Consider the following 25669-nt stretch of genomic DNA (forward strand, 5'->3'; position numbering starts at 1 on the left):
TCTACCTCAGGCGCTGATGGCCCGGCGCACGGCCGTTTGCCAGCCGCCGATCAGCCCGGCCCGTTCTTCCGACGCCATCCGCGGCGCGAAGCGGACGAGGCCTTCCGCGCCCGGATCGGCCGAAAGCGCATCGGGCCAGGCGCCGGACTGGTGCCCCGCCAGCAGCGCCGCCCCCAGCGCGGTGGTTTCGAGGTTGGCCGGCCGCTCCACCACGATGTCGAGAATATCGGCCAGGAACTGGCAGAACCAGTCGTTCGCCGCCATGCCGCCATCGACGCGCAGGACGGCAAGCTTGCCCGCCCCGTCCGCCTGCATCGCCGCGACCAGATCGGCCGTCTGGAAGGCAACCGATTCCAGCGCGGCGCGCGCGATATGGGCCGCGCCGGTGTCGAAGGTCATGCCGGTCAGCATCCCGCGCGCCTCGGTATGCCAGTGTGGCGCGCCCAGGCCGACGAAGGCCGGGACCATGAAGACGCCGCCGTTATCGGGCAGCCGTGCGGCCATCTCCTGCGTCTGGCGCGCCTCCACGATGATGCCCAGTTTGTCGCGCAGCCACTTGATCGCCGCTCCGGCGACGAAAATCGAGCCTTCCATCGCGTAACGCGCCTGTCCGCCGACGCGATAGGCAATGGTCGTGAGCAGCCGCGCCTGCGACCGCGCCGCCCTGTCGCCCGTGTTGAGCAGCATGAAGCCGCCCGTGCCATAGGTGATCTTGGCCTGACCCGGCGCGAAGCACGACTGGCCGACCAGCGCCGCCTGCTGATCCCCCGCCATGCCGCCGACCGCCACACGCGCGCCGAGCAGGTCGGTATGGCCGAAGTCCGAAGCGCTGTCGCAGACTTCGGGAAGGACCGCCGCCGGAATGCGGAACAGCGCCAGCAAGTCGGGGCACCAGCGCTGGCGGTGGATGTCGTAGAGCAGCGTGCGGCTGGCGTTGGTCACGTCGGTCCTGTGCGAACGCCCTTCGGTCAGGCGCCACAGCAGGAAGGTGTCGATCGTGCCGAACGCCAGTTCGCCCGCTTCGGCCGCCGCACGCGCGCCGGGCACGGTATCGAGCAGCCAGGCGAGCTTCGTCGCCGAGAAATAGGGGTCGAGCAGCAGGCCGGTGCGTTCCTGCACCAGCGGTTCATGGCCCGCATCGCGCAGCACCGCGCAGACTTCGGCGGTGCGCCGGTCCTGCCAGACGATCGCGTTGTGCAGCGGCTTGCCCGTCTTGCGGTCCCACAGCACGGTGGTTTCGCGCTGGTTGGTAACGCCGATCGCCGCGATGTCCGCCGCCGAAAGCCCGCCGCGCTCCAGTGCCAGCTTCGCGCAGGCCAGCGTGTCGCGCCAGATGTCCTCGGCATCGTGTTCGACCCAGCCGGGATGCGGGTAGTGCTGGGGGAATTCCTGCTGCGCGCTGGCAATGACGCGGCGATCCGCGTCGAACACCAGCGCCCGCGTGGACGTGGTGCCCTGATCGAGCGCGAGGATCAGCCCGGCCATTATCCTTCTCCCCCGCTGGCCACCGCCGGCGCGGCGGTCGTTTCGTGTCCCGCGCGCCTTGCCAGATAGAGCGCGAGCCGTTCCGCCGTATCAGAAGGACAGACAAGGCCCAACTTGGTTCGCCGCCACAGGATGTCCTCCGCCGTCCGCGCCCATTCGTGCGCGCAGAGATAGTCCACTTCTGCAGCGGTCAGGCCGGCGCCGAAATCCTCACCCAGGGCGTTCCAGCCCTCCGCACCGCCCAGCCATTCCTCGACGCGCGTGCCATAGGCATGGGCCACGCGCTCGGCCGTGTCGGCGGGCAGGAACGGCCAGCGCGCGCGCACGGTCTGGAGGAAGGCATCGAAGTCGCCTCCGGGCAAGTCGCCGCCCGGCAGCGGCCCCGCGCCCGTCCATGCCGGCCCCATCGCCGGCAGGAACGGGGCCAGCTTTTCCAGCGCGTGCTCCGCCAGCCGGCGATACGTCGTCAGCTTGCCGCCGAACACGCTCAGCAGCTGCGGGCCTTCCTCGCGCCCCAGCTTGAGCACATAGTCGCGCGTGATCGCCTTGGCGTCGTCTCCGCCATCGTCGTACAGCGGGCGGACGCCCGAATAGGTCGAGATGACGTCGGCCGGCGCAACCTGCCGCTCGAAGTATTCGCTGACGGTGTGGCAGAGGTACTCGGTTTCCTCGGCGCTGATCCTGGGCCGCGCGCGCTCGGCCTCGTCCACCAGCACATCCGTCGTGCCGATCAGCGTGAAGCGCTTCTGGTACGGGATGGTGAAGACGATGCGTCCGTCCGGGTTCTGCAGGATGAACGCGTGATCGCCCTTGTAGAGCGGCGGCACGATGATGTGGCTGCCCTTGACCAGCCGGATACCGCCCTCATGCGCCACGCCGCCGATGTCGTGCAGCAGGCTGCCTGCCCACGGGCCAGCGGCGTTGACGAGGGCACGCGCCTGCACGGTGGACGCGGCGCCACCGGCTTCCTCGCGCAAATCCACCTGCCACAGGCCGTCTTCCACCCGCGCCCCGGTCATGGCCACGCCCGTCCGGATCGTCGCCCCGCGCGCGGCGGCGTCCATGGCGTTGAGCACGACCATCCGCGCATCGTCCACCCATGCGTCCGAATAGGCGAAGCCGCTGGTCAGGCCGGGCTTGAGCCCATCGCTCCAGCGCGGATCGCGCAGCGAGACCCCTTCCGACTTTGGCAGGCTTTGCTTGCCGCCGATGTGATCGTAGAGCCACAACCCGATGCGGATCATCCAGCCGGGCCGGCCGCCCTTGGGTCGGGGCAGGACGAAGCGTAGCGGCCAGATGATGTGCGGAGCGATCCGCAGCAGGCGTTCGCGCTCCTGCAACGCTTCGCGCACCAGGCGGAATTCGTAGTATTCGAGATAACGCAGCCCGCCATGGATCAGCTTCGTGCTGGCCGACGAGGTGTGCGAGGCGAGATCCTCGCGCTCCACCAGCAGGACGTTCAGCCCGCGCCCTGCCGCATCGCGCGCGATGCCGGCACCGTTGATGCCGCCTCCTACGACAACGATGTCATAAACGGGCGATGCGCTTGTTTTCGTCATTTCAGGCGATCCTGTTCCCGGAAGCTGCGCGGAGCGCCTGGAGGCGTAAAGATGCGGGAATGCCGCGTCAATTGGGCACCACGGATGCAAACGTATCCGCCGGGATCGCCCCCGGGCGCATGATCGTCCAGCCGGCGAGCGCGTGGCCGGCTCGCGCGGCGGCACGCGGATCGGCGCCGCGCATCCGCTCCGCCAGATAGCCCCCGTTGAACGCATCGCCCGCGCCACTGGTATCGACCGGATCGAGCACGGCGTCGGGCGCGATGATCGTCGCATCGGGCAGCAGGCACCCCGCCTCGCCCAGCTTGACCACGGTTTCGCGGCACCCGGCGGCCTGCCAGTGCGCCGACACCGCCGGTGCGGAGCTTGCGCCCCCCATGGCCATCTCGTCGTCCAGCGTCGGCAGGCCGATATCCGCCACCGCGATCGCGCTGTCGCGCGCGGTACGCGCTTCTGCCGCATCTTTCCACAACCGGGGCCGGTAGTTCCCGTCGAACGAGACTGTGCCGTCGCGCGCACGCACCCGGCGGGCCAGCGCCAGCAGAGCCTCGCGCGCTTCGGCCGGCAGGATCGCCAGCGTAATCAGCGAAAAATGGATGAGGTCCGCTCGCTCCACCTGCTCCAGCGCCGCCGCCGCGCCGGGCAGCGCGAACATTTCGCGCGCGGCGCTGGTATCGCGCCAGTAGGCGAAACTGCGTTCGCCCCGCGCGTCGGTGCTGATCGCATAAAGACCGGTCTGGCGGGTCGGGTGCGCCAGCGCCAGCGAACAGTCCAGCCCTTCCGCCGCCCAGCGCCGCCGCAAGTCATCCGCGAAAGGATCGCTGCCCAGCGCGGTGAAATAGGCTACGTCATGCCCGGCGCGTGCCAGATGGATCGCAGTGTTCAGCGTGTCTCCGCCATAGCCCAGCGCCCAGCCCTCGCCCTGCCGCGAGAGTTCGAGCATGGCTTCGCCCACGCATACGATCCGGGCCATTCAGCGTCCTGCCTGATCTTTGGCCTGATAATAGTGCGCCAGGACGTCGAACGCCATCTTGTGCTGGCCGGTTTCCGAAATCAGACCCTTGCGGTTCCAGCCTTGCTGGAAATCCGGATTCTGGCGGCGGGGAGAGCGGAAATCCTTGAGGATCCAAGGAGACATGCCGCGCAGCGTGGGCAGTTCGTCCGCCATGGCCAGGGTCTTGCGGTAGTATTCCGCCTGGAACTCCTCGGAGAACTTCTGCCCGGCGCCGCCATCGTGAAAGCCCGCCTTGGCATCCGCGCCGAACTCGGAAAAGACCAGCGGCTTGTTGGCGGGCACATGCCAGACGCTGCCCGGCAGATCGGCCAGCCGATCGTTGGTGTACCAGCCGTTGTACGTATTGATCGCCATGACATCGAGAACATCGGCCAGCGGATCGGCCAGCGTCATCGTCGGCACCGCCGCATCCTTCGCGCGATCGACCAGCAGTGCCGCACTGACCAGCCGCGTATCGTCCAGCCGGCGCACATCGCTGACCAGCGTGCGCAGGAACACGTTGCGCGCGTCCGTTACCGGCGTTTCGTTGGCGACGCTCCAGATCGCCACCGAGGCGCGATTGCGATCGCGGAGGATATTCTCCGCCAGCATGTTGCGTGCCGTCGCCAGCGTCTGCGGGTTCGACCACGCGACCATCCAGTAGACCGGCACCTCGCTCCACACGAGCAGGCCCATTTCGTCCGCCGCACGGGTCATCACTTCGCTGTGCGGATAGTGCGCCAGCCGCACGTAATTGCCGTGCAAGCCGTTCTTGACCTCGCCCAGCAAGGCCCGCGCCGCATCGGGCGTGATCACGCGCGCCGGATTGCTGCCGATTTCCTCCTCGTGCACCGAGATACCGCGCAGGAACACCGGCTTGCCGTTGAGCAGGATGTCCGCCCCGCGCGTTTCGATGGTGCGGAAGCCCACGCGGTCGCGCCAGGTATCCTCGCCCGCCGCGATCGTCACGTCATAGAGCCGGGGCGTTTCGGGCGACCAGCGCACCAGTGCGCGTGGCGCGGTCATCGTGGCGCGCCAGTCTCCATGCGCGTCGGTCTTGCCGGCCAGCTCCAGCTTCAGTTCCCCGATACGCAGACGGATCGCGCTGTTGGCGGCCTGCGGGCCATCGAGATGCGCGCTGACCGTGATCCGGCCATCACGCGTCAGCCGCACCCACGCATCGTCCACGTAAGTGTCGGGCGTGGTGATCAGGCGGATCGGGCGCGTGACGCCGCCATAGTTCTCCCAGTCGGTCACCGGCGGAGGGACGGTGGTGGCGGTCGCCTGCGAATCCACGCCGATCGTCACCTGGTTCGCGCCATCGCGCAGCAGCTTCGTCACATCGAAGGCGAAGGGGGTGAAACCGCCCTCGTGCCGGCCCACCGGCTGGCCGTTGACATAGACCGTGGTGGTGTAGTTCGCCGCACCGAAGCGCAGGAACGTGCGCCCTTTGCGCTGCGCGGGCACATCGAACGCGCGCTGATACCAGACGAGGCCCTGATAGTGGCGCATCTCGGGCGTCTGCGCCAGCCACGAACCGGGCAGCGCGGCGGTGGGCGAATGCGCCATGTCGAATTCGTACAGCGTGCGGTTGTCCTCGGCCATGGCCTTGCGGACATCGACATCGGCATAACGCTGCTGCCCGCGCTCGGGCATCTCGCCATGGAAGCCGGCGATCCCCGCACGATAGGGATCGATCGAATAATGCCACGGGCCGGAAAGATCGGTGCCTTGGCGCATGTCGGCCGAAACGAGCAGCGGCCCGTTCTGCACGGTGCTGAGCGGCAGGACCGCGGGTGCTTCCTGCGCCATGGCCGGCACGGCGCATCCCAGCGCCGCCACGATCAATCCCGCTTTTACCCGAACCTGCCGCATGTCCTTCTCCCGCGCTTGTCGCCCGATACGTCTATTGGCGCTCCGGAAGGGTGGTGGGGGCTGAGGGACGCCCCCACCGTTGCGACCGGAGGACCCGGATCGTCAGAAATTGACGCCGAAACGCACGCCGCCGTAGCGGCGATAGTCACGCGGCAGCACCGCCTGCGTCGCCAGCACCGTGCCGAAGTTGCTGGCCGTGTTCACCAGCGACCCGTAGTACTGCTTGTCGAACAGGTTGTTGATGAACCCGGTCAGTTCCCAGCGGCGATCCTCGGCGCGCAGGCCCAGCGCGATATTGACGATCGAATAGGCCGGCTGGAACGTCTGCGGGTCTTCCGCCACGAAGTAGAGGCTGCTCTGGTACTGCCAGTTGAGCTGGGCCACGCCGCGCAGGGTGTCGGTCAGCGCCGGGCTGTATTCCGTGCCGAGCGCGAACTTCCACTTCGGCGCCTGCACGGCGCGCGCGCCGGTCAGGTTCTGGTAGTTAGGCGAACCGCTGATGCAGCCCGTCGCGGCCGTCTGCAACGGATAGCACTGCGCGGTCGGGTACGAGAGGTACTTCGCGTCGAGATAGGCCAGCGACCAGTTGAGCGAGAGGTCGCCCGTCCGCGCCGAGGTATCGAGTTCGACGCCCTTGGTGCCCAGCTTGCCGACGTTGGTGAGGCGGAAGTTCTGCGTGCCGCCGATCGTCTCGATCGATTGCGCCTGCAGGTTCTTGTAGGTCGTGTCGAAGTAGGTGAGGTTCACCGTCACGTGCCGGTCGAGGAACTGCATGCGCGCGCCGACCTCGATATCGCGCGAGCGTTCGGGCAGCAGCGGGCCGGCGGCCGCACGCGCCGCATTGAAGCCGGTGGTGAGGTCGTAGGTCTGGCCCTTGTAACCGGTCGAATAGGTCGCGAACACCATCAGGTCGGGCGTGAATTCATAGCGCGCGCTGATCCGGTAGGTGCCGGCCGTCTTCGAGGCGCCGCCACTGAAGAACTGGCTGCCGGCCGCCGCCAGGTTGTCCTGGAAGGTGTAGGCGATCTTTTCGTTCTGCACGCGGCCGCCCGCCGTCAGCGTGGCCTTGGGCATGAATTCCCAGTCGGCCTGCACGAAGCCGGCAACCTGCCGCGACTTGGACGTGGCATACCAGTTGGCCGGCGAGAACGCGGGGCCGCGATAAAACGGCCGCTCGAACCGTACATCGGCATAGTAGGCGCCGACCGTGTAGCGGAACGGCTTGTCGCCGGGCGACAGCAGGCGGACTTCCTGCGTGAACAGCCGCGATTTGAACGCGCCGACCTGGATGTTGCTGCCGATCGGCAGCGTCGAGGAGGTATCGTCGTGATCAAGGTAATCGTTCAGGCGGAACTTGTCGTAGGACGTGATCGAGATCAGCGTCAGGTCGCCCAGCCCGAATTCGCCGCGCAGCGATCCGCCGCCGCCGTAATACTTGGTGCGGGAATCGTAGTTGTTGCTGATGTCCTGGTTTTCGGGGTTCACGTTCACGCCGGGCATCGTCACGCCCACGGTCTGGCCGGCGGTGTTGCGCAGCAGCGCGCCGGGCGCCATGCGGATGAACGGACGGCCGACGGTGGTGGTGCCGTTCACGTAGTTGCCCGACAGCGTGATCTTGACGTCGGAGCTGGGCTCGTAACGGATCTTGCCGCGCAGGTTCACCGTTTCGCGACCGTTCACGGTCTTGCCGTTGTACAGGTTGTGGACGTTGCCATCCCACTTCGAATAGCTGGCCGAGAGCACATAGCCGAGATCCTGGGCAAGCGGTCCGGAGATGCTCACGTTGCCGCCCACTTCGGAATCGGTGGTGGCCAGGATATTGGCGCGGGCGTGGAAGGTGTCGGTCGGCTCACGCGTGATGATGTTGATCAGACCCGCCGAGGCCGACTTGCCGTAAAGCGTGCTCTGCGGCCCGCGCAGCACTTCGATGCGTTCCACGTCGGGCAGATCGGTGAAGGCGCGGGCCTGAAAGGCCAGCGGCACTTCGTCGACGAGCACGGCCACACTCGGCTCCACGCCGATGCCGAAGGCGAAGGTGCCGACGCCGCGCAGCGAGACGTTGGCGTTGGCGGGGTGTTCGGCGGGGCGGATCGTCAGCGAGGGCGCGATCTTGCCCAGATCCTGGAACTGCGTGACGCCGGCGGCCTTGAGCTGGGTCGGCCCGACCACCGAAACGGCGAGAGGAACGCTCTGCACGTTTTCCGCGCGCTTCTGCGCGGTGACAATGATCTCGCCGGGTGCCGCGGAATCAGCCCCGGAATCGGACTTCGCAGATGCCTGATCCTGCGCCGCGTTCTGCGCAATGGCCGGCTGCGCCAACGCTGCCGTCGCGGCAGCCAGCGCACCGAGGCAAACGGAATTGCGGAAACAGGTCATCTCCATTCTCCCTGGAAGTAGAAGCACGGGTTCTTCGCCCGTGAAGCATCGGCCTCCTATCAAATGGCCTTACCAGATACAAGCCGTTCTTCGCAGATTTTGACAACTTTGGTCATTCCTCCTTACAGGGAATTGGCCGCACAACCCGTCATGGCATTGATATAGCGATATATTTATGGATCATAGCCGCTATCGCAACGCCCGGAAAACGAAGCCTCGGACGGCCGAAGGCTCACCGTGGCGCGGCAAAAAATCCGCCACCCGCCGCTCGTTGGCTGGGCCAGAGCAATAACCTTCCCGGGAAATGCCAAATTGGCCTGTCCAATAATTCCGGTGACGAGCAGGACGCACCGCATGGCTTGCGGCAACGCGGAAAGTGCGGCCAGGACGGATTCGGAGCGGGTTACTTCCGGGGCAACGTGGCCCAGCATTCGACCTCGGTCACCGCGCCCATCGCGAGACCGTTCACGCCCAATGCGCTTCGCGCGGGCAAACGACCGGGTTTGAAGTAGGACACGTAGATGCGGTTGAACGCGCTCCACTGGCTCATGTCGGCAAGATAGACCGTGCACTTGAACACGTCGTCGGTGTTCAATCCCTCCCGCGCGAGCGTGGCGACGATGTTGTCCATCGTCTGGCGCACCTGCGCGTCGAAACCTTGCACCAGCTTCCCGTCCGGCCCCGTTCCGATCTCGCCCGAGAGATACAGAATTCCATCGACCGCCACCGCCTTGGAAAACGGAAAGCCTACAGCCGCCGGCACATGGCGGGCGGGCGCGGCATCGGCGGTGGCCATCGGCGCGAGCAGGCTCAACCCTATCGCGTGCATTGTGAAACGGCGCATCGCAGCTTCCTTGTTTTCGCGGGCCAAGGGATTCCCGCACGGCGGAAGCGCACCCTATCCGCACGCTCCGGTCGCCGCCAGCGCTGATCGCGGGGCCTTGGAGCACCTCGTCAAGCGCACGGCCGGACGCGCGTGCAATGCGGCGGCGGCTTCCGACGGCGGAATGGGAAAGTCCCGATTTCCCAGTTCGGCACGGGTGCTGGACAATGGAATACGACCAACACTTATCCCTCGCGGAAATCCCTAAGTGTTTTCCTTTATACGTCCGTAATTTTGATGGATATTTTACCATCGTAGATAGCCGTTGCTTTCAAAACGCCACTTAAACTGGCGCGTCGATCAGGAAAGGGCGGCGAATGACGTTTTCGAGAAAGGCTGAATCCTTTGGACTGGCGCTGCTCTTTTCCAGCGCCATTATTCCGCCTCATGCCGCGATCGCGCAGACCGCGGGCAGCCTCGACCTCTTCGCCGATGGCACCTTGAACGGGTGGACGACGGCCGGCGGCGCGTCTGTCACCGCCACCACGGTAACGCTGAATCTGGGCGTCTCCCCTTTCACGCTGACGCCGGCTCCGGGTGAGTCCATGGCCGTGATCCAGCCTCAACTCAGCCTCACGACGATCGACTCCATCGACGCCGCGCTGGGGCTCAGTGCGGGTACGATGCTGTCGGCCACCGGTACCGGTAATGTCACGATTAATGGCGTGGGCGCCAACCTTACGACAACGAACTTCGGCTACATCTCCAAGCAGCTGACCCTGTCGCAGGGCTCCTACACGTTCTATTGGGCCTATGCCGCGCAAGACTACCTTCCCTATACGGATGGCGTCTTCTTTTCGATCGCGGGCAACGGCCTCAACACGGTCGACCTGCTGGCCCGCAACGGCGCTGCGGGGATCACGGCGGGGTCCACCGGCTACCCCGCGCAGACCGTCATCCTGCAAAGCTATGGCAGCACGTCATTCATTGCCCAGACCTTCACGATCGACAACAGCGGCACGTATCAACTGGGGTTCGGTGATTTCAACGCGATCGATAACGCGCTTGACCCCATCCTATTCGTCGCTTCGAAGCTGGGGACGACCACGGGCACGGTCGTGATCACCAACCCGCCCGCGCCCCCCGCCATTCCCGACATCGACACGGCGGTCAGCTATTACAGTTCCACCGATCTGGCCGCCAATGCCGTCAACCCCGTGTTCGCGGGCGGAACGCTCAAGATCGTCGCTGGCGGAACGATCGGCAACAATTTCACCGTGCAATCACTGGGCGGCGCGATCGATACCGACGGCAACGCCATCGCCCTGACCGGAACGCTGAGCGGTTCGGGATCGCTGGTGAAGCGGGGCGCCGGCACGCTGCAGCTGATGGCCAACAACAGTGGCTTCTCGGGCGATCTCTATGTCAATGGCGGCACACTGGAACTGGGTGATACCGGTGCCGCAGGGACGGGCACGATCCATGCCGTGAACCCGACCATCGCCTTTGCCGCAGACGGCACCTATGCCAACAACGTTTCGCTCGAGGTGGCCTCGCCCGCCAGCGCCAACGGGACCGTCTTCCGGAACACGTCCGGGCACGTGGTGACTCTTTCAGGCGCGATCACCACGGGAACGGGCAACAACATCAACGGCGATGCTGTTGCCATCGATCAGCAGGTGACGTTCTCGGGCGGGCCTTTCGCGCTGACCAATGCCGGCAACAACTGGACCGGCGATACGACCATCGACAGCGATGCCGCACTCGCCCTTTCCGGCGGGGCGTCGATCACGAATTCCGCGCGCCTCGTGAACAACGGTATTTTCGACATTGCCGGAGCAGGCGGCGTGGCATCGGTTGCCTCTCTGGCAGGCAGTGGCGTCGTCACGCTGGGCGACAATACGCTGACAATCACCCACGCCAACGATACGTTCGCTGGCACGATCGCCGGAGCCGGGGGGCTGGTGCTGGGAGCGGGAACGCAAACGCTGTCGGGCACCAACAGCTACACCGGGGGCACAGTCGTGAGCGACGCCACGCTCGCGCTGGCGGGCGACGGCACGCTGGGTGACACGAGCGGCACCACCACCGTCATCGGCGGTGGCTCGCTTGACCTCGGCGGCACCAGCCAGGTCCAGAACGGCGGCGTCACGCTCGCCGGCGGGGAGATCCAGAACGGCGTCCTTTCCTCGTCGGGCACTTTTGCGCTCCAAGGGGGCGCGGTGAGCGCCGCGCTGGCCGGCACCGGTGGCGTTCATCAGTCCGGCGGCACCACCACGCTTTCCGGCGCGAACAGCTACACCGGCGGCACCGTCGTCAGCGGTGGCACGCTGGCCCTGGTGGGCAACGGCACGCTCGGCGATACGAGCGGCAGCAGCACCATCAACGCCGACGGCACGCTTGACCTTGGCGCTACCAGCCAGACCCAGGACGGCAGCGTCACGCTGGCCGGCGGCACGATTGAGAACGGCACCCTCACCTCCTCCGGCAGCTTCACGCTGCACGGCGGCACGGTCAATGCCGCGTTGGCCGGCACCGGCGGAGTCAACCAGTCCAGCGGCACAACCACTCTGTCCAGTGCCAACAGCTACACCGGCGGTACCGTCGTCAGCGGCGGCACGCTGGCGCTGACGGGCGATGGCACGCTGGGTGACACGAGCGGCTCCACCACCGTCAACGCCGACGGCACGCTTGACCTCGGTGGCACCAGCCAGACCCAGAACGGCGGCGTCACCCTTGCTGGCGGGACTATCCAGAACGGCGTGCTGTCCTCCTCGGGCACCTTCGCCCTGCAGGGCGGCACGATCCGCGCGCAGCTGGCCGGCACCGGCGGCGTCGACCAGTCCAGCGGCACGACCACGCTCTCGGGCACCAACAGCTACACCGGCGGTACCGTCGTCAGCGACGGCACGCTGGCGCTGACGGGCGATGGCACGCTGGGTGACACGAGCGGCTCCACCACCGTCAACGCCAATGGCACGCTCGACCTCGGTGGCACCAGCCAGACCGAGGACGGCGGCATCACCCTTGCCGGCGGGACGATCCAGAACGGCGTGCTGTCCTCCTCGGGCACCTTCGCCCTGCAGGGCGGCACGGTCAGCGCCACGCTGACCGGCACCGGCTGCGTCAGCCAGTCCAGCGGCACGACCACGCTCTCGGGCACCAACAGCTACACCGGCGGCACCGTCGTCGATGGCGGCACGCTGGCGCTGACGGGTTCCGGGGCGGTGGTTTCTTCCTCTCTGACGGTCGACGGCACGTTCGATATTTCGGGCATCGCGGATCAGGGGACCAGCGTAGTCGATCTCGATGGGTCGGGCTCGGTCGTGCTGGGAAGCAAGGCGCTGACCGTCTCGGCCGGAACCGGCACCTTTTCGGGCATCCTCTCCGGAGCGGGACAGTTCGGCCTGAGCGGCGGCACGCTGACGCTCACCGGCGCCAACAGCTACAGCGGCGGCACCACGATCGCCGGCGGGACGCTGAAGGGCACAAGCACTTCGCTGCAAGGGGCGATCCTGAACGACAGCGCGCTTGAATTTATCCAGGCGACCGATGGCACTTATGCCGGATCGATCACCGGAACCGGCACCCTTGCCAAATCGGGCAGCGGTGCGCTCACCCTCACCGGAAGCAGCGCGATTGGTGGCGCCACCACCGTTTCCGCCGGGCGGCTTGCGGTCAATGGCACTTTGGCGACGGGCGGGCTGACCGTGGCCAATGGCGCCGTGCTGAGCGGTTCGGGCACGATCACCATGGCCAGCGACGGCATTCTCGCAGTCTCCAGCGGCGCCACGCTGGCGCCGGGCAATTCCCCGGGCACCTTGATGGTGAACGGATCCGTCTCGCTGGCGTCGGGATCCACCATGGCCGTCGACATCGACGGGGCGACCTGGTCCGCCGGCGGTGGCGCGGGCAGTTACGACCGGCTAGTGGTCAATGGCACCGTGACGCTGGGCGGCACGATTGTCCCCACACTGCGCGGCATCACCGGTGCTGCCACCAACAGCTACACGCCGGCGCTGGGCAGCCGCTACACCGTTGTATCGGCAACGGCGGTGCGGGGTACATTCGAATCCATCGTGCAGCCTGCCAGCGGCCTGGCGGCCAACACCCGCTTCGATGCGCTCTACACCGATACCACCGCGCAATTGGTCGTAACACCGGTGAGCTTCGGCTCGCTGGGCGCGACCAGCGGATGGAACAGCAATACGCGGGCCACGGCCACCGCGCTGGACAGCCTCCGCGGCAATGCCGCGAACGGCGGCCTGTTCAACAGTCTCTATGGGCTTGATGCGGCCGGTTATGAACGGGCCTTCTCGCAGATCAGCGGCCAGATCTATGCCGATGCGCTGCAGGGCTATGCCAGCGCGGCGAATACCGCCCTGGGCACGGTGCGCGATCAACTGAATCAGGGGGGCTACGTCGGAGCGCGCGGCGAGCAGGGCGTCCAGCTGTGGACGCGCTACATCAACAGCCACGAGGCGCCGGGCGACAGCGCGCGGGGCAACGGCAATTCGGCAACGACGCGCGGCTTCATCGCCGGGGCCACTCTGGTCGACACGCCGCGCCTGCGCTTTGGCGTGGCGGGCGGCTACACCCATACCCGGATCAACACCGGACTCGGGGCGGAAGCCAGCGGCGCGGGAGCGGTCGGTTACCTCTACGGCCGCTATGCGCCAGCGGCTTTCGTCGATCTCTCCGCGATTGGCGGGTTTGCTTCCGGCACGATGAACGCCAGCCGGACCATCGCCACCGCCCGCGATACCGTGCGGGCCAGCGGAAACGCGCGTGTCTCCGTGGCGCAACTGGCGGTCGATGCACGGCTGCGGGCGGTGCAGGCCGGCGGATTTGCGGCCTATGCGCTGGCCGGGGTGCAGCTTGGCAATGCGTCCTCCGGGCAGGTCAGCGAAACCGCATCGAACAGCGCTTTCGCCCTGACCCTGCCCCACAGCGGCTGGAACACGCTGGACAGCCGCGTCGGCGGCCAGTTGGTGCAGACGTTCGCGTCCGCCAGGCTATCCGCCTATGGAACCTTGCTGACCCAGCTTGGCGATGCGCCAACGGCCTCGCGCACGACGGTCCTCAACGGTGCGGCATGGACGGTGCAGAGCACCGGTCTGGCAAAGAGCGGCATGGCCTATGGCGCCGCCGTCAGCGCAAATCTGGCGCGCAACCTTTCGGTCCAGGCCAGCTACGATGGCGTGGACCGGGGCAAGAGCTATCGCAATCACCGGATGTCGGCGGGCGTCAGCTTTGCGTTCTGACCCTAGCGCCGGTGGGCCTTGAAGAAATCCCAGATCACCTCGGTGGCATTGATCTGCGTATAAGGATCGTTCCCAAGCATCCCCCGGCTGCGGGTATCGCCCGGCCAGCCATGACCGGCGCTTGCCAGGCTGTAGAACAGGACTTCCGATCCACCCGAGCATCCTGAGGATCGCGCGCTGGTCACATCCCCGCCCGTGGTGACGGCCGGCGCGGCGCGGCAGCCATCCGCGTCCCGCCAGAACGCAACGGCGCGCTCCACCGGCAGGAACGGCGCGGATTGGGCACGCGCGACGAAACTGGTCGGGCTCATGCCCCCGTCATAGCCAACAACATTGTCCTTCCTGCCGTGCATGATCAGCATCGGAACCGGGGCGGCGGCCGGCTTTTCATCGCCAAACATCGCCCCGGAAACAACGGCGGCGGCGGCAATCCGGTCTCCGTGCGTGATCGCGAAGCGGTGGGTCAGCATCCCGCCGTTGGAAAAACCGGCCACGTAGATCCGCCGCGTGTCGATACCGCCCTTGCGCGTGATGTCATCGACCACGGCATTGACGAAGGCCACGTCATCCAGCCCGCTGGTCATGGCCTCGCCACAGCAGCCACCGGCATTCCAGGTTCCCATGCCCTGCATACGGCCCACACCATCGGGCGCCGCGACGACCAGCCCCTCGGACCGCGCCTTGTCGGCCCAACGTGGCAGCATCGTACCGCCATTGCCGCCGCCGCCGTGCAGTACGATCACGAGCGGAGCGGGCGTGCCGCCCTTGTGCGCATCGAGCAGCGCATAGCTCCGTTCCCGCCCCGCGAACATCAGCGTCTGGCGCGTGGCGCCATCGACATCCGCAGAGGCTTGCTGTCGCGCCGCGCGCAATTCGCGCAGACGTTCGCCAAAGCCGGGGCGTTGCGCAGCGGCGGCGCCGGAAAACAGCGCCATAACCAGCATTCCGCCCGCGATCATCCGATAGCCCGCCATTCGCGTTCTCCTCTCTCCACCAAGCATGTAACTCACGAGTTACACACCTATCCCGCAGAGTTCAAGGCGGAGCGCCGTGGGGCCGGCAATCAGGGCGCGAGGCCTCGCCAGTAATAGACCGTGGCCCGGACCGAAGACGTGATCCAGGCGAGGAACTGCTCATCCCGGGCCGGATCGCCGTTCTCCATCCAGCGCACATAGGCGTCGAGCAGGAAGGCGGTGACGGATTCGGCCAGGATGCGCACATCGCCCGGCGTGTCGCTGCTTTCCGGCCCCAGGATCGCGGCCTGACGCTCTTCCACACGTCCCACCAGCGCCTGCGTGAGCCGGTCGAAATGAATCCCGAATTCCGGATCGTGCGAGGCGTGCCGCACCAGCAGGCACATCGCGGCGGCATGTGAGCGGGCGACCGCCAGCGTCCGGTGCAATCGCTTGGTCCACCAGTCGACGTCCACGTCGTCGGCGCGCAACAGCGCATCCACGACATCGGACAGCACTTCATGCACCAGCCGGTCCTTCGATTCGAAGTAGCGATAGAGCACGACCTTCGAGACACCCGCGCCCTGCGCCACCTGATCCATGGTCGTCTGGCGCAGGCCCCGTTCGTTCAGCACCGTCGCCGCCGCGAGCAGCAGCGTCTCCCGCCTGCGGGCACGATGCGCGTCCAGCATTTCCGAATAGCTCTGCGTCATCGCGCCACGTTCTCCCGCCGCCGGCCGGATTGCAACCGGGCATCTCCCCTTCCGTCCCGGCGGCGCAAAGCGCAAGCCTATTTACTCACCCGGAACTAGATGTTACTCATGAGTTACAGAGGTGGCGTCAGGATGAATCGCCACCCGTTTCGAGAGAAGGGGATGGAGATGAAAGGTATGGAGCGGCAGGCGCGTGCGTTGAGGGCGGGAAGCGCGCTGGCCATTCTGGCGACCGCGCTGATCGGCGCACCGGCTCATGCCGAGGATGCGCCGCAGGACGGTTCCGGCGAAATCTTCGTGGTTGCCCGCAAGCGGGCCGAAACGATCGAATCCGTGCCGGTCTCCGTCGGCGTCCTGTCGGACAGCGATCTCAGCCGCCTCGCGATCAAGGACGTTGCCGACTATACGCGACAGACCCCGGGCGCGATCCTGATCGGTTCCGGCCCCGAATATCTCAACGACATTGCCTTGCGCGGCCAGGGCGGCGGACGGCTGGGCTTCTCGGAATCGAGCACCGGCATCTATCGCGACGGCATCTTCGTGGCCGGCGGCGGTTTCGGTGGTCGCAGCTATAGCCGCATCGATTTTCACGACGTCGAACGGGTCGAGGTTTACCGGGGACCGCAGGGCGCGCTTTACGGACGCAACGCGGTGGGCGGGGCGGTCAATGTCATCAGCCGCAAGCCCGTGCTCGATACCGAGGTGCGCGGCAAGGTCGGGTACGATTCGGTCAACGAACTGGACACGTCGTTGACCGTGAACGTGCCGATCGGCGGGACCGCCGCGGTTCGCGTGGGCGGTTACTACGTCAACCAGACCGGCGGGTTCTACAAGGACCAGGTGAGCGGCAAGACCATAGACACGTCACGCGACTGGGGCATTCGCGGCGCGATCGGCGTGGGCATCAAGACTGACAGCACCGCCACGTTGATGGTCGAACATTCCCGCTCAGAAGCGCCGGGGTTCACGGCGCTGGGGCAGAACCAGGTGCTCGATCCCGATCCCTTCGTGCGCACCGGGCTCGACGCGGTGGACCGCGTGACGATCAACCAGACGCAGATGATCGGCGAATTCACGCATGATTTCGGGACGAGCGAACTGACGCTGCTGGCGAATTACAAGGGACGCGATGGCGCCCGATCGGGCGCGGATTTCGACCACTACCTCGGCATCCGGCTGCCCACGGCGCAGTTGTACGACGCGCAGGGAGAGGACTTCAAGCGCTACGGCACCGAAGCGCGCTGGGGATCGACCGGAAAGACGGGCTTCACCTGGCTCGGCGGCGTGGATTTCCTGACCTACACGTCGAACGTCTATTCGCTGCGCACCGGCACGGTCACCGGCAGCAACGCCACCGCGATCTCGCTCAAGCGCCAGCTTCGCCGGCAGGAATCCCAGGAAACGCTGGATTCGTATTCGGCCTATGGGCAATTGGGCTTCGATCTGACGAGCCAGTTGAAACTCTCGGTCGAAGCGCGTTTCCAGATCGACCGGAAGAACTTCCGGTTCCGCCAGATCGATCTCGATCCGACGACCAACGAAACCATTCCGCTCACCACCTTCCGGCGGACATGGCACCGGTTCCTGCCCACCGCGTCCCTGACCTACACGGTCAATCCCGATCTCACGTTCTATGGCCGGGTCGCGACAGGCTACCGGCCGGGCGGTTTCAACCAGAGCCCAGCGCAGGGCTTCTTCGACCGCGTTCCCTACAATCCCGAAGACATCACATCGGGCGAAATCGGCGTGAAAGGCCGCTTCCGGATCGGCAGCGCGGTCTTCCGGAGCCAGCTGGCGCTGTACTACAGCGTGACCCGCAACGTGCAGCAGACCACCACGCTGTCCGCTACCAACCCCGCCTTCACGCTGGAGAACGTCGGCACCGACGACATCTTCGGCGGCGAGTTCGAACTGAGCGGCACCATTCCGCTGGCGGGCGGACAGCTCTTGACCAGCCTGAATGTCTCGGGCGAGCGCGGTCGCTGGCACGACGGGGCCTCGATCATCAACGCGGGCGCGCTCATCGACCTTGCGGGCAAAACCACGCCCCGCACCCGCGACTACATTATCAACCTCAACGCGATGTACGATCATCCGATCGGCGGCGGCATGGACGCGATGTTCACGGCCAGCTACCAGACCGCCGCCGGCGGGTTCGACGATGCCTCGCTGGCCCGACCCAGCCAGAACTACTCGATGGTGGATCTTTCGGCCGGCATCAGGACGCCCCACTGGACGCTGATGGGGTATGTGAAGAACCTCACCAACGATTTCTACCGGATCGTGTCGGTGGGCGGGAATTCCTACTACAACACGCCGCGCACCTATGGCGCGACGCTTTCGTTCAACTGGTGAGCCGCGCCGTGGCCGGTTTCGACAGGCGGACGACCATGAAGGGGGCGGGCGCCGTTGCGGCGCTCGCTCTCGCTCCCGGCCTCGCCGCGCGTGGCCATCCAACGCGCAACGCCGCCGAATGGCCGGTCTATGGCGCGACCAACGCGGCGACGAAGTATTCGCCGCTCGACCAGATCGACGCCTCGAACGTCGCCACGCTGGAAGTGGCGTGGGAATGGACATCGCCGGACGCCGCCATCCTGGAGGCGCACCCCGAATTGCAGCCCGGCGAATTCCAGGCAACGCCGATCATGGTCGATGGCCGCCTGTTCACCTCCACGGCGATGAGTCAGGTGGCGGCGATCGATCCCGCTTCGGGACGAACGCTGTGGGTTTACGACCCCGGCACCTGGCGGCACGGCTATCCCACCAGCAAGGGTTTCCAGCATCGTGGCGTGGCCTTCTGGCGCGCGGGGAAAGATGCGCGCGTCCTCATCGCCACGGGCGACAACCGCCTGATCGCGCTCGACGCAGCCAGCGGAACGCCTGTTGCGGGGTTCGGGGCAAAAGGGGAAGTCGACCTGCTCCGTACCTCGGGAGAGCCGGTTCCCGACACCCCCGCCCGATTGATCGGCGCGACCTCGCCGCCGGTGATCTGCCGCGACACCGTGATCGTGGGCCAGTACATCAACGACGTGCCGAGCCGTCCGGTGATGCCCGTGGGCGTCATCCAGGGTTTCGACGTGCGCTCCGGGCGCCACAAATGGACGTTCCGGATGATTCCCCGCGCCGGTGAAGCGGGCGCCGAAACATGGCGCGAAGGCTCCGCCCAACGTACCGGCAACGCCAATGCCTGGGCACCGATGAGCGCGGACGACGATCTCGGCCTCGTCTATGTCCCCGGCACCTGCCCGACCAACAACTTCTTCGGCGGCGACCGGCCGGGCGACAACCTGTTCGGCAACGCGCTGGTGGCCCTCGACGTCGAAACGGGCTTGCGCCGCTGGCACTACCAGCTCGTCCACCACGACATCTGGGACTACGACATTCCCTGCGCCGGCAATCTCATCGACATCATGGTCGACGGGAAGCGCATCCCCGCCATCGCGCAAGTCACCAAGCAAGGCTTCTGCTTCGTGTTCGATCGCCGCGACGGCAAGCCGGTCTGGCCGATCGAGGAACGGCCGGTACCGCAATCGACCATCGCGGGCGAACGCACTGCCGCGACGCAGCCCTTCCCCACCAAGCCGCCACCGTTCGACCGACAGGGCATCGGCGAAGACGACCTGATCGATTTCACCCCGGCCCTGCGTGACGAGGCCAGGACCATTCTGGCGAAGTATACCGCCGGGCCACTGTTCACGCCGCTGGGTACGCAGCCGACCATCGTGCTACCGAGCTGGGTGGGCGGAGCGAACTGGTGGGGCGCCGCCGCCGATCCGGAAGCCGGGATGCTCTATGTCCCGTCGCTGACCGCGCCGGTGTCCATGGCGCTGGACGGGGAAGGCAAGCGCACCGACGCGGCCGACGGCGACAGCGAGATCGCCGGCCGCGCCAGCGTCGTGCGCGGACCGGGCGGCCTGCCGCTGCTCAAGCCGCCTTATGGCCGCATCACCGCGATCGATCTCAATCGGGGCGTGATCGCGTGGACCCGCGCCAATGCGCCGGGCGCGCGCGACCTGCCGATGTTCCGGCCCTACAATCCCGGCTGGATCGGCACGACCAGCCGCACCGGTCCGCTGCTGACGCAGACGCTACTGTTCCTGGGGGAAGGGCCGCACAGCCCGGCGCAGTCACGCAAGATGCTGTGCGCCTACGACAAGGCGACAGGGGCGCTCCGGGCGGAGATCCCACTGCCCGATCACACGCTGGGGCCGCCAATGACCTACATGGCCGGCGGCCGGCAATTCATCGTTTGCGGCATGGGCTTCCGCAAGGCGCCGCACAGGCTGGTCGCGCTGGCCCTACCCTCAACCAGGAAGGAACCATGATGGCCGCCCACCTTTCCCGTCGCCAAGCCATGGCCGGTGGCGCCGCGGTGCTGGCCGCGCTGGCTGTGCCGCAACCCGCCCTGGCGACCGGCGCGATCAAGCACTACATCCTGATCGAGCTACTGCCAGGGGCCGATCAACTGGCGCTGGACCGCTGGTACATGACCTTTCACGCACCCCAGGTGCGGCGGGCCTATCAGGCCTGGCAGCGCGATTACCTCTCGTTTCGCGCCTATCTGCCGCCGGAAGAAGCCGTGCATCGGTTCCATGTCGCGTTCGGGCGCATGACCGAGATCTACTTCGACAGCATCGACGATTTTCGCGAGAGCCGCCGGAATGGTCTCTATGGCGGCGATCTTGCGTCGTTCACCCCACCGCCCGGCGGATGGGCCGGCAACCGGCTGTTCCGCAGCACCACCGCGACGATCCCGGTCAATCCGGACATGCTTTACCTCTCGAAACCCACCCCGCCCCGGGACATGCCCTACCTGCGCTGGATCGTGTTCCTGCGCTATCCGGCCACCATGCCGGCCGCGGACGCGGATGCATGGTTCGACAAGGTTGCCGCGCCGGAAATCGCGGCGCGGCCGGGGCTGCGGCGGTTTGGTCTCTACCGCGCGGTCAGCGAACGCTCCGAATATCCCCGCGTGATGGAACTGTGGTTCGACAGCTATGCCGACTGGCGTGCGGCGTTCCTCGATCCCGAACCCCGGTTCACGCCACCGCCATGGGGCGGCGCGTTCCCTTTCGCCGATACGCTTTCCATGTTCGTCGGGGAGAATCCCGACATCGATTTCATTCATGACGATCGGGTGGTGCCTTGAATACCTCTGCTACCGATACTGTTTCCCGCGAGAGCGAAAGCCACCTTCTCGATGATCTGCTGCGCCGGATCGCGGCCCGGCATCCGCACGCGCCGGCGCTTGGAGAACGCGATACGGCGATCGATTTCGCCACGCTCGACGGGCGGGTCCACCGGGTCGCCAACGGTCTCGTCGCCTCCGGCAGCGCGGGCGATCGGATCGCCATCGTCGGACGTAATTCCGCGGAGCAAGTCGAACTGCTGCTGGGCATCGCGCGCGCGGGGCAAGTGGCCCTGCCCGTCAACTGGCGCCTCGCCGCGCCGGAAATCCGGTATATCCTCAGCCATTCCCGCGCGACGCGCGTCTTCGTGGACCGGGAGTTCGCGGGCATCGTGGCGCAGGCGATGGAGGGAAGGCCGGTGCCGCTGATCGTGCTCGACGAGGCAGGGGCGAAGGGTTTCGCGGCTTGGCGTGACCGCCAGCCGGACACGCCGGTCGAGCGCTCGGGAAGCGCCAAAGACGTGGTGCTCCAGATGTACACCAGCGGCACCACCGGACTGCCCAAGGGCGTGATGCTCACCAACGCGAGCGTCATGGCCTCGATCGCCCTGTTCAGCCGCCCGCCGCTCGATCTCGACACGTCCGACGTGATCTATGCCCCCGCTCCGATGTTCCACATCACCGGGATCGGCCCGGTGCTGCGGTCGGTCCAGTCGGGTGCGCGGCTGGTGCTGGCCAGCCAGTTCGTGCCGGACGAGGCGGTGCGTGTGATCGCGCGCGAAGGCGTCACCTATACCACGCTCGCCCCCGCGATGATCCAGGCCTGCCTTGCCGCGCCATCGTTCCGCGACGCCGCGCCCACCGCGTTGCGCATGATCGTCTATGGCGGCTCACCCATTGCCGAATCCGTCCTGCGCGAAGCGCGCGAGCGGATGGGATGCGCATTCGCGCAGTGCTACGGCCTGACGGAAACCACCGGCCCGGTCACGCTGCTGACGCCGGAGGACCATGCGCCGGGCGCGCAGCGGCTGCTGTCGTGCGGGCGCGCGGCAGACGGAATCGAAATCGCAGTGATCGACGCGGACGGCGCACCGCTCCCTGCTGGGGAAACAGGAGAGATCGTGGTGCGCGGGGACATCGTCATGTCGGGCTACGCCGATGACCCCGAGGCCACCAAGCAGACAATCCGCGCGGGATGGCTGAAAACGGGCGACGCCGGTTATCTGGACGACGAAGGCTATCTCTTCATCCGTGATCGCGTGAAGGACATGATCGTTTCCGGCGGCGAAAACGTCTATCCGGTGGAAGTCGAGAACACGCTGCTCGATCATCCCGCCATCGCGGACGCGGCCGTCATCGGCGTGCCCGATCCGCGCTGGGGTGAGGCCGTGCTGGCGATGATCGTGCCCGCCTTCGGACATGCCCTGACCACGGACGAGGTTACCACCTTCTGCCGCGACCGGATCGCCGGATACAAGTGTCCGCGCGAATTCCGTTTCATCGACATGGTGCCACGCAACGCCGCCGGCAAGATTTTGCGTCGCGAGTTGCGCGCGCCCTTCTGGGAAGGCCGGGAACGGCAGGTAGGATGAAAGACGGCGATGACGTCCGTCAAAACTCCCCGCTTGAAGCGGCGGGCACACGGTAATCGGGAAAGGATACAGGCCATGACTTCAGACGGTGCTTCACGTTCCCTGCCGCTTACCCGCCGCGCCTTGCTGGGCACGGCGGGCGCTTTGTCGTTCGGCGCGGCGCTGCCGGCACGCCTGCTTGCGGCCGACGATCCCGATGCCGGCATTCGCGCCGCGTTCTATTATGCCTTCACGCTCTACGAGTTCGCGCGCAACGAACAGGCGCTGGCCCGGTGCGTCGGCGCGCCCGGCACGCTCAACACCATCGTCCGGCGGTCGCAGCTGTCCGACTGGCGTTCCCGCAACGTGACCGCGCCCAACAACGACACGATCTATTCGTCCTGCCTGCTCGACCTGTCGGGTGGTCCGATGGAACTGGCCGCGCCCACGGTGCGCGATCGCTATCTGTCCATCGCCTTCATGAACGCGTTTACCGACAACTTCGCCTATGTCGGCACGCGCGCGACCAACGGGAACGGCGGCCGCTTCTGGATCGCGGGACCGGAATGGCGGGGGACCGCTCCCGACGGGGTGCCGGTGTTCCGGTCGAGCACGAACGATGTCTGGATGCTCGCGCGCATTCTTGTCGACGGGCCTGGCGATCTTCCCGCCGCAGAGGCCGTGCAGCAACAGATCACCATATCCGCCCCGGCAGGTCGCCAACCGCCGCGTGGCTTTACGGTCGCGGCCCAGCCGCAAGCGACCGATGCCGCCAATTTCCTTGCCGTCGTCAACGAGCTGATCCGCCGTTCGCCGGGACGCAAGGGGGAACTCGCGCGCTCCGGGCAGTTCGCCGCCTTTGGCATCGGCACCGACAAACAACCCTCCCCTGCCCTGCTCGCCGCTTGGACGCGCTTCCTGCCGATGGGGATCAAGGACCTGCGCGAAGGCTTCCTTTTCCGTGATCTTGTCGTCAACGGATGGAGCTACCAGCCCCGCGGCGTCGGGAATTTCGGCAGCAACGACCGTCTTCGTTCGCTTGTGGCGCTGGGCGGGATCGCGGCGCTGGGCGAACAGGAAGCCATGTACTTTCATGCCAACTTCGATGCGCACGGCGCACGTCTGTCGGGCCAGAACGCCTATCGCTGGAAAGTGCCGCCCGGCGGCGTTCCGGCCAAGGCGTTCTGGTCGCTGACGATGTACGACGCGCAGCCGGACGGCCGCTACTACCTGGTGGAGAATCCGATAGGGCGCTATTCGATCGGCGATCGCACGCCCGATCTCGTGCGCGAACCGGACGGCAGCACGGTGATCTGCATCCAGCGCGAACGCCCCGAGGGTCGCCTAGCCGCGAACTGGCTGCCGGCCCCCGCTGGCCCCATGCGGCTTGCGCTGCGCGCCTATCTGCCGAAAGACGAGCTGATCGAGCGCAAATGGCGAGTGCCGCCGCTCGAACAAGTCTGATCGTCAGGCCGTCGCGCCGAGAATCAACGCCTTGCAGGCCGCGATCACCGGCGCAACGAAATCGGGCGACACGCAACGCGCATCGTCGCCTTCGACGTGATGGTAACGGTGCGCGCCGAAGATACCGGCCACGCGCCGGTGCCCCGCCGCAAGGATCGTCGAAAGTTCGCCGGCCGCACCGGCACTGGCCGGATACGCCATTTCAAGGCCGGGCAGCCCCGCGAACACCCGTTTCGCCAAGGGCAGGAGGTCGGCGCCAACCGCCAGGAATCGCTGCGGATCCGCGCTCGGCAGCGGCAGAAGCCGCCCTGCGCCCGGTTCATGCCAGTCACGCGCGGCGACGTTGGCGCCAAGATGCAGCCACAGCGCCGTGCGTTCCGGCAACGGCGCAAGCGCGTCGAGCGCATGTTCCGATCCGAGGTTTTCGTACTCGTGCCCGCTGTTGCACAGGAACAGGAGATCGTGCCGGGGGAGAGCCGCGCCAGCCCAGCGCGCCAGCGCCAGCCACGTAACGAGGCCGGGACCACGTTCGCCGGCGCAGATCGTCCAGCCTGAACGCGGTGTGGACACGACCAGCGTTCCCGCACCGCCGCGCCGCCATCGGCCGGCGATATTGAACGCCTCCCGGCGACCGGCATCCCCCTCGAGGAAAAGCGTGGCGGCCTCCCCTGCCTGCGCCAGCGCGCGGAACGGAGCAGCCGCCCTGGGCGCAAGGATGGCGGCAGGGACATCGACCATGGCCTTGTTCCCGTCCGCATTGAGCGCGATGGCCTCTCCGGTGGGGCCATTGGTCACCAGCAGGACCGCGGCGGCACCGGCTGCGGCGACCGCGCGCACCGTCTCCGCGACCGGCCGCGCCAGCGCGCTCGACCAGCGCGCGTAGGGCAGTTCAACCATGACGAGCGCACCGGACAGGCCCGATGCCGGCACCAATCCGGGCTCCACGCGCACCAGCTTTCCGGTCAGCCCGGACCCGCCCGTCGGCATGACGATAGCAAGTGGCAGCACCGCCGCCCGCGCCGCGCCGCTCACCAGTTCCGTGCGGCGCGGGGAGAAGAACGGTACGCTGAACGCCTGCCGTTCGGTCTGCGCGCCGGCCTGTTTCAATTGCTGTTCGATCCACGCGCCGCAGGCGGTATCGCCGGGGCCGCCCGACGCCTTGTTGCCGAAGCCGACGTAGCGGTCGAGGTCCGCTGCGATGGCATCCCGGGTCGGTCCGGCCGGACGTGCCTGGACAGCAAAGGGCAGGGCCGGCGTGAGCGCCATGGCCTTGATGACGGACCTGCGGGTGGAGCGTGTCATGGTGCGGGTGCAGAGCCTGATCGTTCGAGCCGGAAGCCTAGGCGGCGTGGACAAATTTGAGCCAGTATCTGGCGGTGGCGAGATGGACCATGCCGAGGAAGCTGTTGGCAAGCTGGTCGTAGCGGGTGGCGATGGCGCGGTTGATTTTGAGATGGCCGAACA

15 protein-coding genes are annotated in these 25669 nt (G+C 66.8%); 6 read left to right on the top strand and 9 right to left on the bottom strand.

The window, feature by feature from the left end; translation table 11 throughout:
* Window positions 1-6: 6 nt before the first annotated feature.
* The 6 genes from glpK to EH199_RS16815 form a co-directional block, all read right to left on the bottom strand.
* Complete coding sequence (gene glpK / locus EH199_RS16790; RefSeq protein ID WP_124810416.1) at window positions 7-1485, bottom strand: glycerol kinase GlpK; 1479 nt, start codon at window positions 1483-1485, stop codon at window positions 7-9.
* Window positions 1485-3044 carry a glycerol-3-phosphate dehydrogenase gene (gene glpD / locus EH199_RS16795; protein WP_124810417.1) on the bottom strand — a complete coding sequence of 520 codons (1560 nt, stop codon included), beginning with the start codon at window positions 3042-3044 and terminating at the stop codon, window positions 1485-1487. Before glpD ends, glpK begins: the two co-directional genes overlap by 1 nt.
* Before the next feature lie 67 nt (window positions 3045-3111).
* The gene (locus EH199_RS16800; RefSeq protein ID WP_124810418.1) at window positions 3112-4017 is read right to left on the bottom strand and encodes a sugar kinase; all 906 of its coding nucleotides are present in this window, start codon (window positions 4015-4017) and stop codon (window positions 3112-3114) included.
* Complete coding sequence (locus tag EH199_RS16805) at window positions 4018-5913, bottom strand: glycoside hydrolase family 2 protein (RefSeq protein ID WP_124810419.1); 1896 nt, start codon at window positions 5911-5913, stop codon at window positions 4018-4020.
* A gap of 102 nt (window positions 5914-6015) precedes the next feature.
* Window positions 6016-8289, bottom strand: a complete 2274-nt coding sequence (locus EH199_RS16810) for a TonB-dependent receptor (RefSeq protein WP_124810420.1) — start codon at window positions 8287-8289, stop codon at window positions 6016-6018.
* Between the two features lie 403 nt (window positions 8290-8692).
* Window positions 8693-9133: a RidA family protein gene (locus EH199_RS16815; RefSeq protein WP_124810421.1), complete on the bottom strand. Its 441-nt coding sequence runs from the start codon at window positions 9131-9133 to the stop codon at window positions 8693-8695.
* A 356-nt stretch (window positions 9134-9489) separates the two neighbouring features.
* On the opposite strand from EH199_RS16815, the gene EH199_RS16820 reads away from it, so the two are divergent.
* On the top strand, window positions 9490-14376 hold the full coding sequence (locus tag EH199_RS16820; RefSeq protein ID WP_124810422.1) for an S-layer family protein: 4887 nt from the start codon (window positions 9490-9492) through the stop codon (window positions 14374-14376).
* A gap of 2 nt (window positions 14377-14378) precedes the next feature.
* Here EH199_RS16820 and EH199_RS16825 read toward each other — a convergent pair whose 3' ends face one another.
* Together EH199_RS16825 and EH199_RS16830 are read right to left on the bottom strand one after the other, a co-directional pair.
* Window positions 14379-15350: a PHB depolymerase family esterase gene (locus EH199_RS16825; RefSeq protein ID WP_190287310.1), complete on the bottom strand. Its 972-nt coding sequence runs from the start codon at window positions 15348-15350 to the stop codon at window positions 14379-14381.
* A gap of 89 nt (window positions 15351-15439) precedes the next feature.
* Window positions 15440-16042, bottom strand: a complete 603-nt coding sequence (locus EH199_RS16830; protein ID WP_124810424.1) for a TetR/AcrR family transcriptional regulator — start codon at window positions 16040-16042, stop codon at window positions 15440-15442.
* A 168-nt stretch (window positions 16043-16210) separates the two neighbouring features.
* Here EH199_RS16830 and EH199_RS16835 point away from each other — a divergent pair, with 168 nt between their 5' ends.
* The 5 genes from EH199_RS16835 (at window position 16211) to EH199_RS16855 (ending at window position 24205) form a co-directional block, all read left to right on the top strand.
* Window positions 16211-18397: a TonB-dependent receptor gene (locus EH199_RS16835; protein WP_190287311.1), complete on the top strand. Its 2187-nt coding sequence runs from the start codon at window positions 16211-16213 to the stop codon at window positions 18395-18397.
* A gap of 323 nt (window positions 18398-18720) precedes the next feature.
* The gene (locus EH199_RS16840) at window positions 18721-20367 is read left to right on the top strand and encodes a PQQ-binding-like beta-propeller repeat protein (protein WP_370449695.1); all 1647 of its coding nucleotides are present in this window, start codon (window positions 18721-18723) and stop codon (window positions 20365-20367) included.
* Window positions 20364-21191, top strand: coding sequence for a hypothetical protein (locus tag EH199_RS16845; RefSeq protein WP_124810427.1), 828 nt, complete (start codon window positions 20364-20366; stop codon window positions 21189-21191). The genes EH199_RS16840 and EH199_RS16845 overlap by 4 nt, the downstream gene beginning before the upstream one ends.
* A complete protein-coding gene (locus EH199_RS16850; RefSeq protein ID WP_124810428.1) occupies window positions 21188-22762 on the top strand; it encodes a long-chain-fatty-acid--CoA ligase in 1575 nt (524 codons plus the stop codon). Before EH199_RS16845 ends, EH199_RS16850 begins: the two co-directional genes overlap by 4 nt.
* Before the next feature lie 75 nt (window positions 22763-22837).
* On the top strand, window positions 22838-24205 hold the full coding sequence (locus EH199_RS16855; protein WP_190287313.1) for a DUF1254 domain-containing protein: 1368 nt from the start codon (window positions 22838-22840) through the stop codon (window positions 24203-24205).
* 3 nt (window positions 24206-24208) lie between these two features.
* Here EH199_RS16855 and EH199_RS16860 read toward each other — a convergent pair whose 3' ends face one another.
* Complete coding sequence (locus tag EH199_RS16860; protein ID WP_124810430.1) at window positions 24209-25507, bottom strand: hypothetical protein; 1299 nt, start codon at window positions 25505-25507, stop codon at window positions 24209-24211.
* Window positions 25508-25669 lie beyond the last annotated feature (162 nt).

The sequence above is a fragment of the Novosphingobium sp. LASN5T genome (genome assembly GCF_003856955.1).
GTDB lineage: Bacteria > Pseudomonadota > Alphaproteobacteria > Sphingomonadales > Sphingomonadaceae > Novosphingobium.

Bases quoted from the DNA above. Each gene is read 5' to 3' on its own strand.
- glpK (WP_124810416.1), bottom strand. From the start codon at position 1,485: ATGGCCGGGCTGATCCTCGCGCTCGATCAGGGCACCACGTCCACGCGG.
- glpD (WP_124810417.1), bottom strand. From the start codon at position 3,044: ATGACGAAAACAAGCGCATCGCCCGTTTATGACATCGTTGTCGTAGGA.
- EH199_RS16800 (WP_124810418.1), bottom strand. From the start codon at position 4,017: ATGGCCCGGATCGTATGCGTGGGCGAAGCCATGCTCGAACTCTCGCGG.
- EH199_RS16805 (WP_124810419.1), bottom strand. From the start codon at position 5,913: ATGCGGCAGGTTCGGGTAAAAGCGGGATTGATCGTGGCGGCGCTGGGA.
- EH199_RS16810 (WP_124810420.1), bottom strand. From the start codon at position 8,289: ATGACCTGTTTCCGCAATTCCGTTTGCCTCGGTGCGCTGGCTGCCGCG.
- EH199_RS16815 (WP_124810421.1), bottom strand. From the start codon at position 9,133: ATGCGCCGTTTCACAATGCACGCGATAGGGTTGAGCCTGCTCGCGCCG.
- EH199_RS16820 (WP_124810422.1), top strand. From the start codon at position 9,490: ATGACGTTTTCGAGAAAGGCTGAATCCTTTGGACTGGCGCTGCTCTTT.
- EH199_RS16825 (WP_190287310.1), bottom strand. From the start codon at position 15,350: ATGGCGGGCTATCGGATGATCGCGGGCGGAATGCTGGTTATGGCGCTG.
- EH199_RS16830 (WP_124810424.1), bottom strand. From the start codon at position 16,042: ATGACGCAGAGCTATTCGGAAATGCTGGACGCGCATCGTGCCCGCAGG.
- EH199_RS16835 (WP_190287311.1), top strand. From the start codon at position 16,211: ATGAAAGGTATGGAGCGGCAGGCGCGTGCGTTGAGGGCGGGAAGCGCG.
- EH199_RS16840 (WP_370449695.1), top strand. From the start codon at position 18,721: ATGAGTCAGGTGGCGGCGATCGATCCCGCTTCGGGACGAACGCTGTGG.
- EH199_RS16845 (WP_124810427.1), top strand. From the start codon at position 20,364: ATGATGGCCGCCCACCTTTCCCGTCGCCAAGCCATGGCCGGTGGCGCC.
- EH199_RS16855 (WP_190287313.1), top strand. From the start codon at position 22,838: ATGACTTCAGACGGTGCTTCACGTTCCCTGCCGCTTACCCGCCGCGCC.
- EH199_RS16860 (WP_124810430.1), bottom strand. From the start codon at position 25,507: ATGACACGCTCCACCCGCAGGTCCGTCATCAAGGCCATGGCGCTCACG.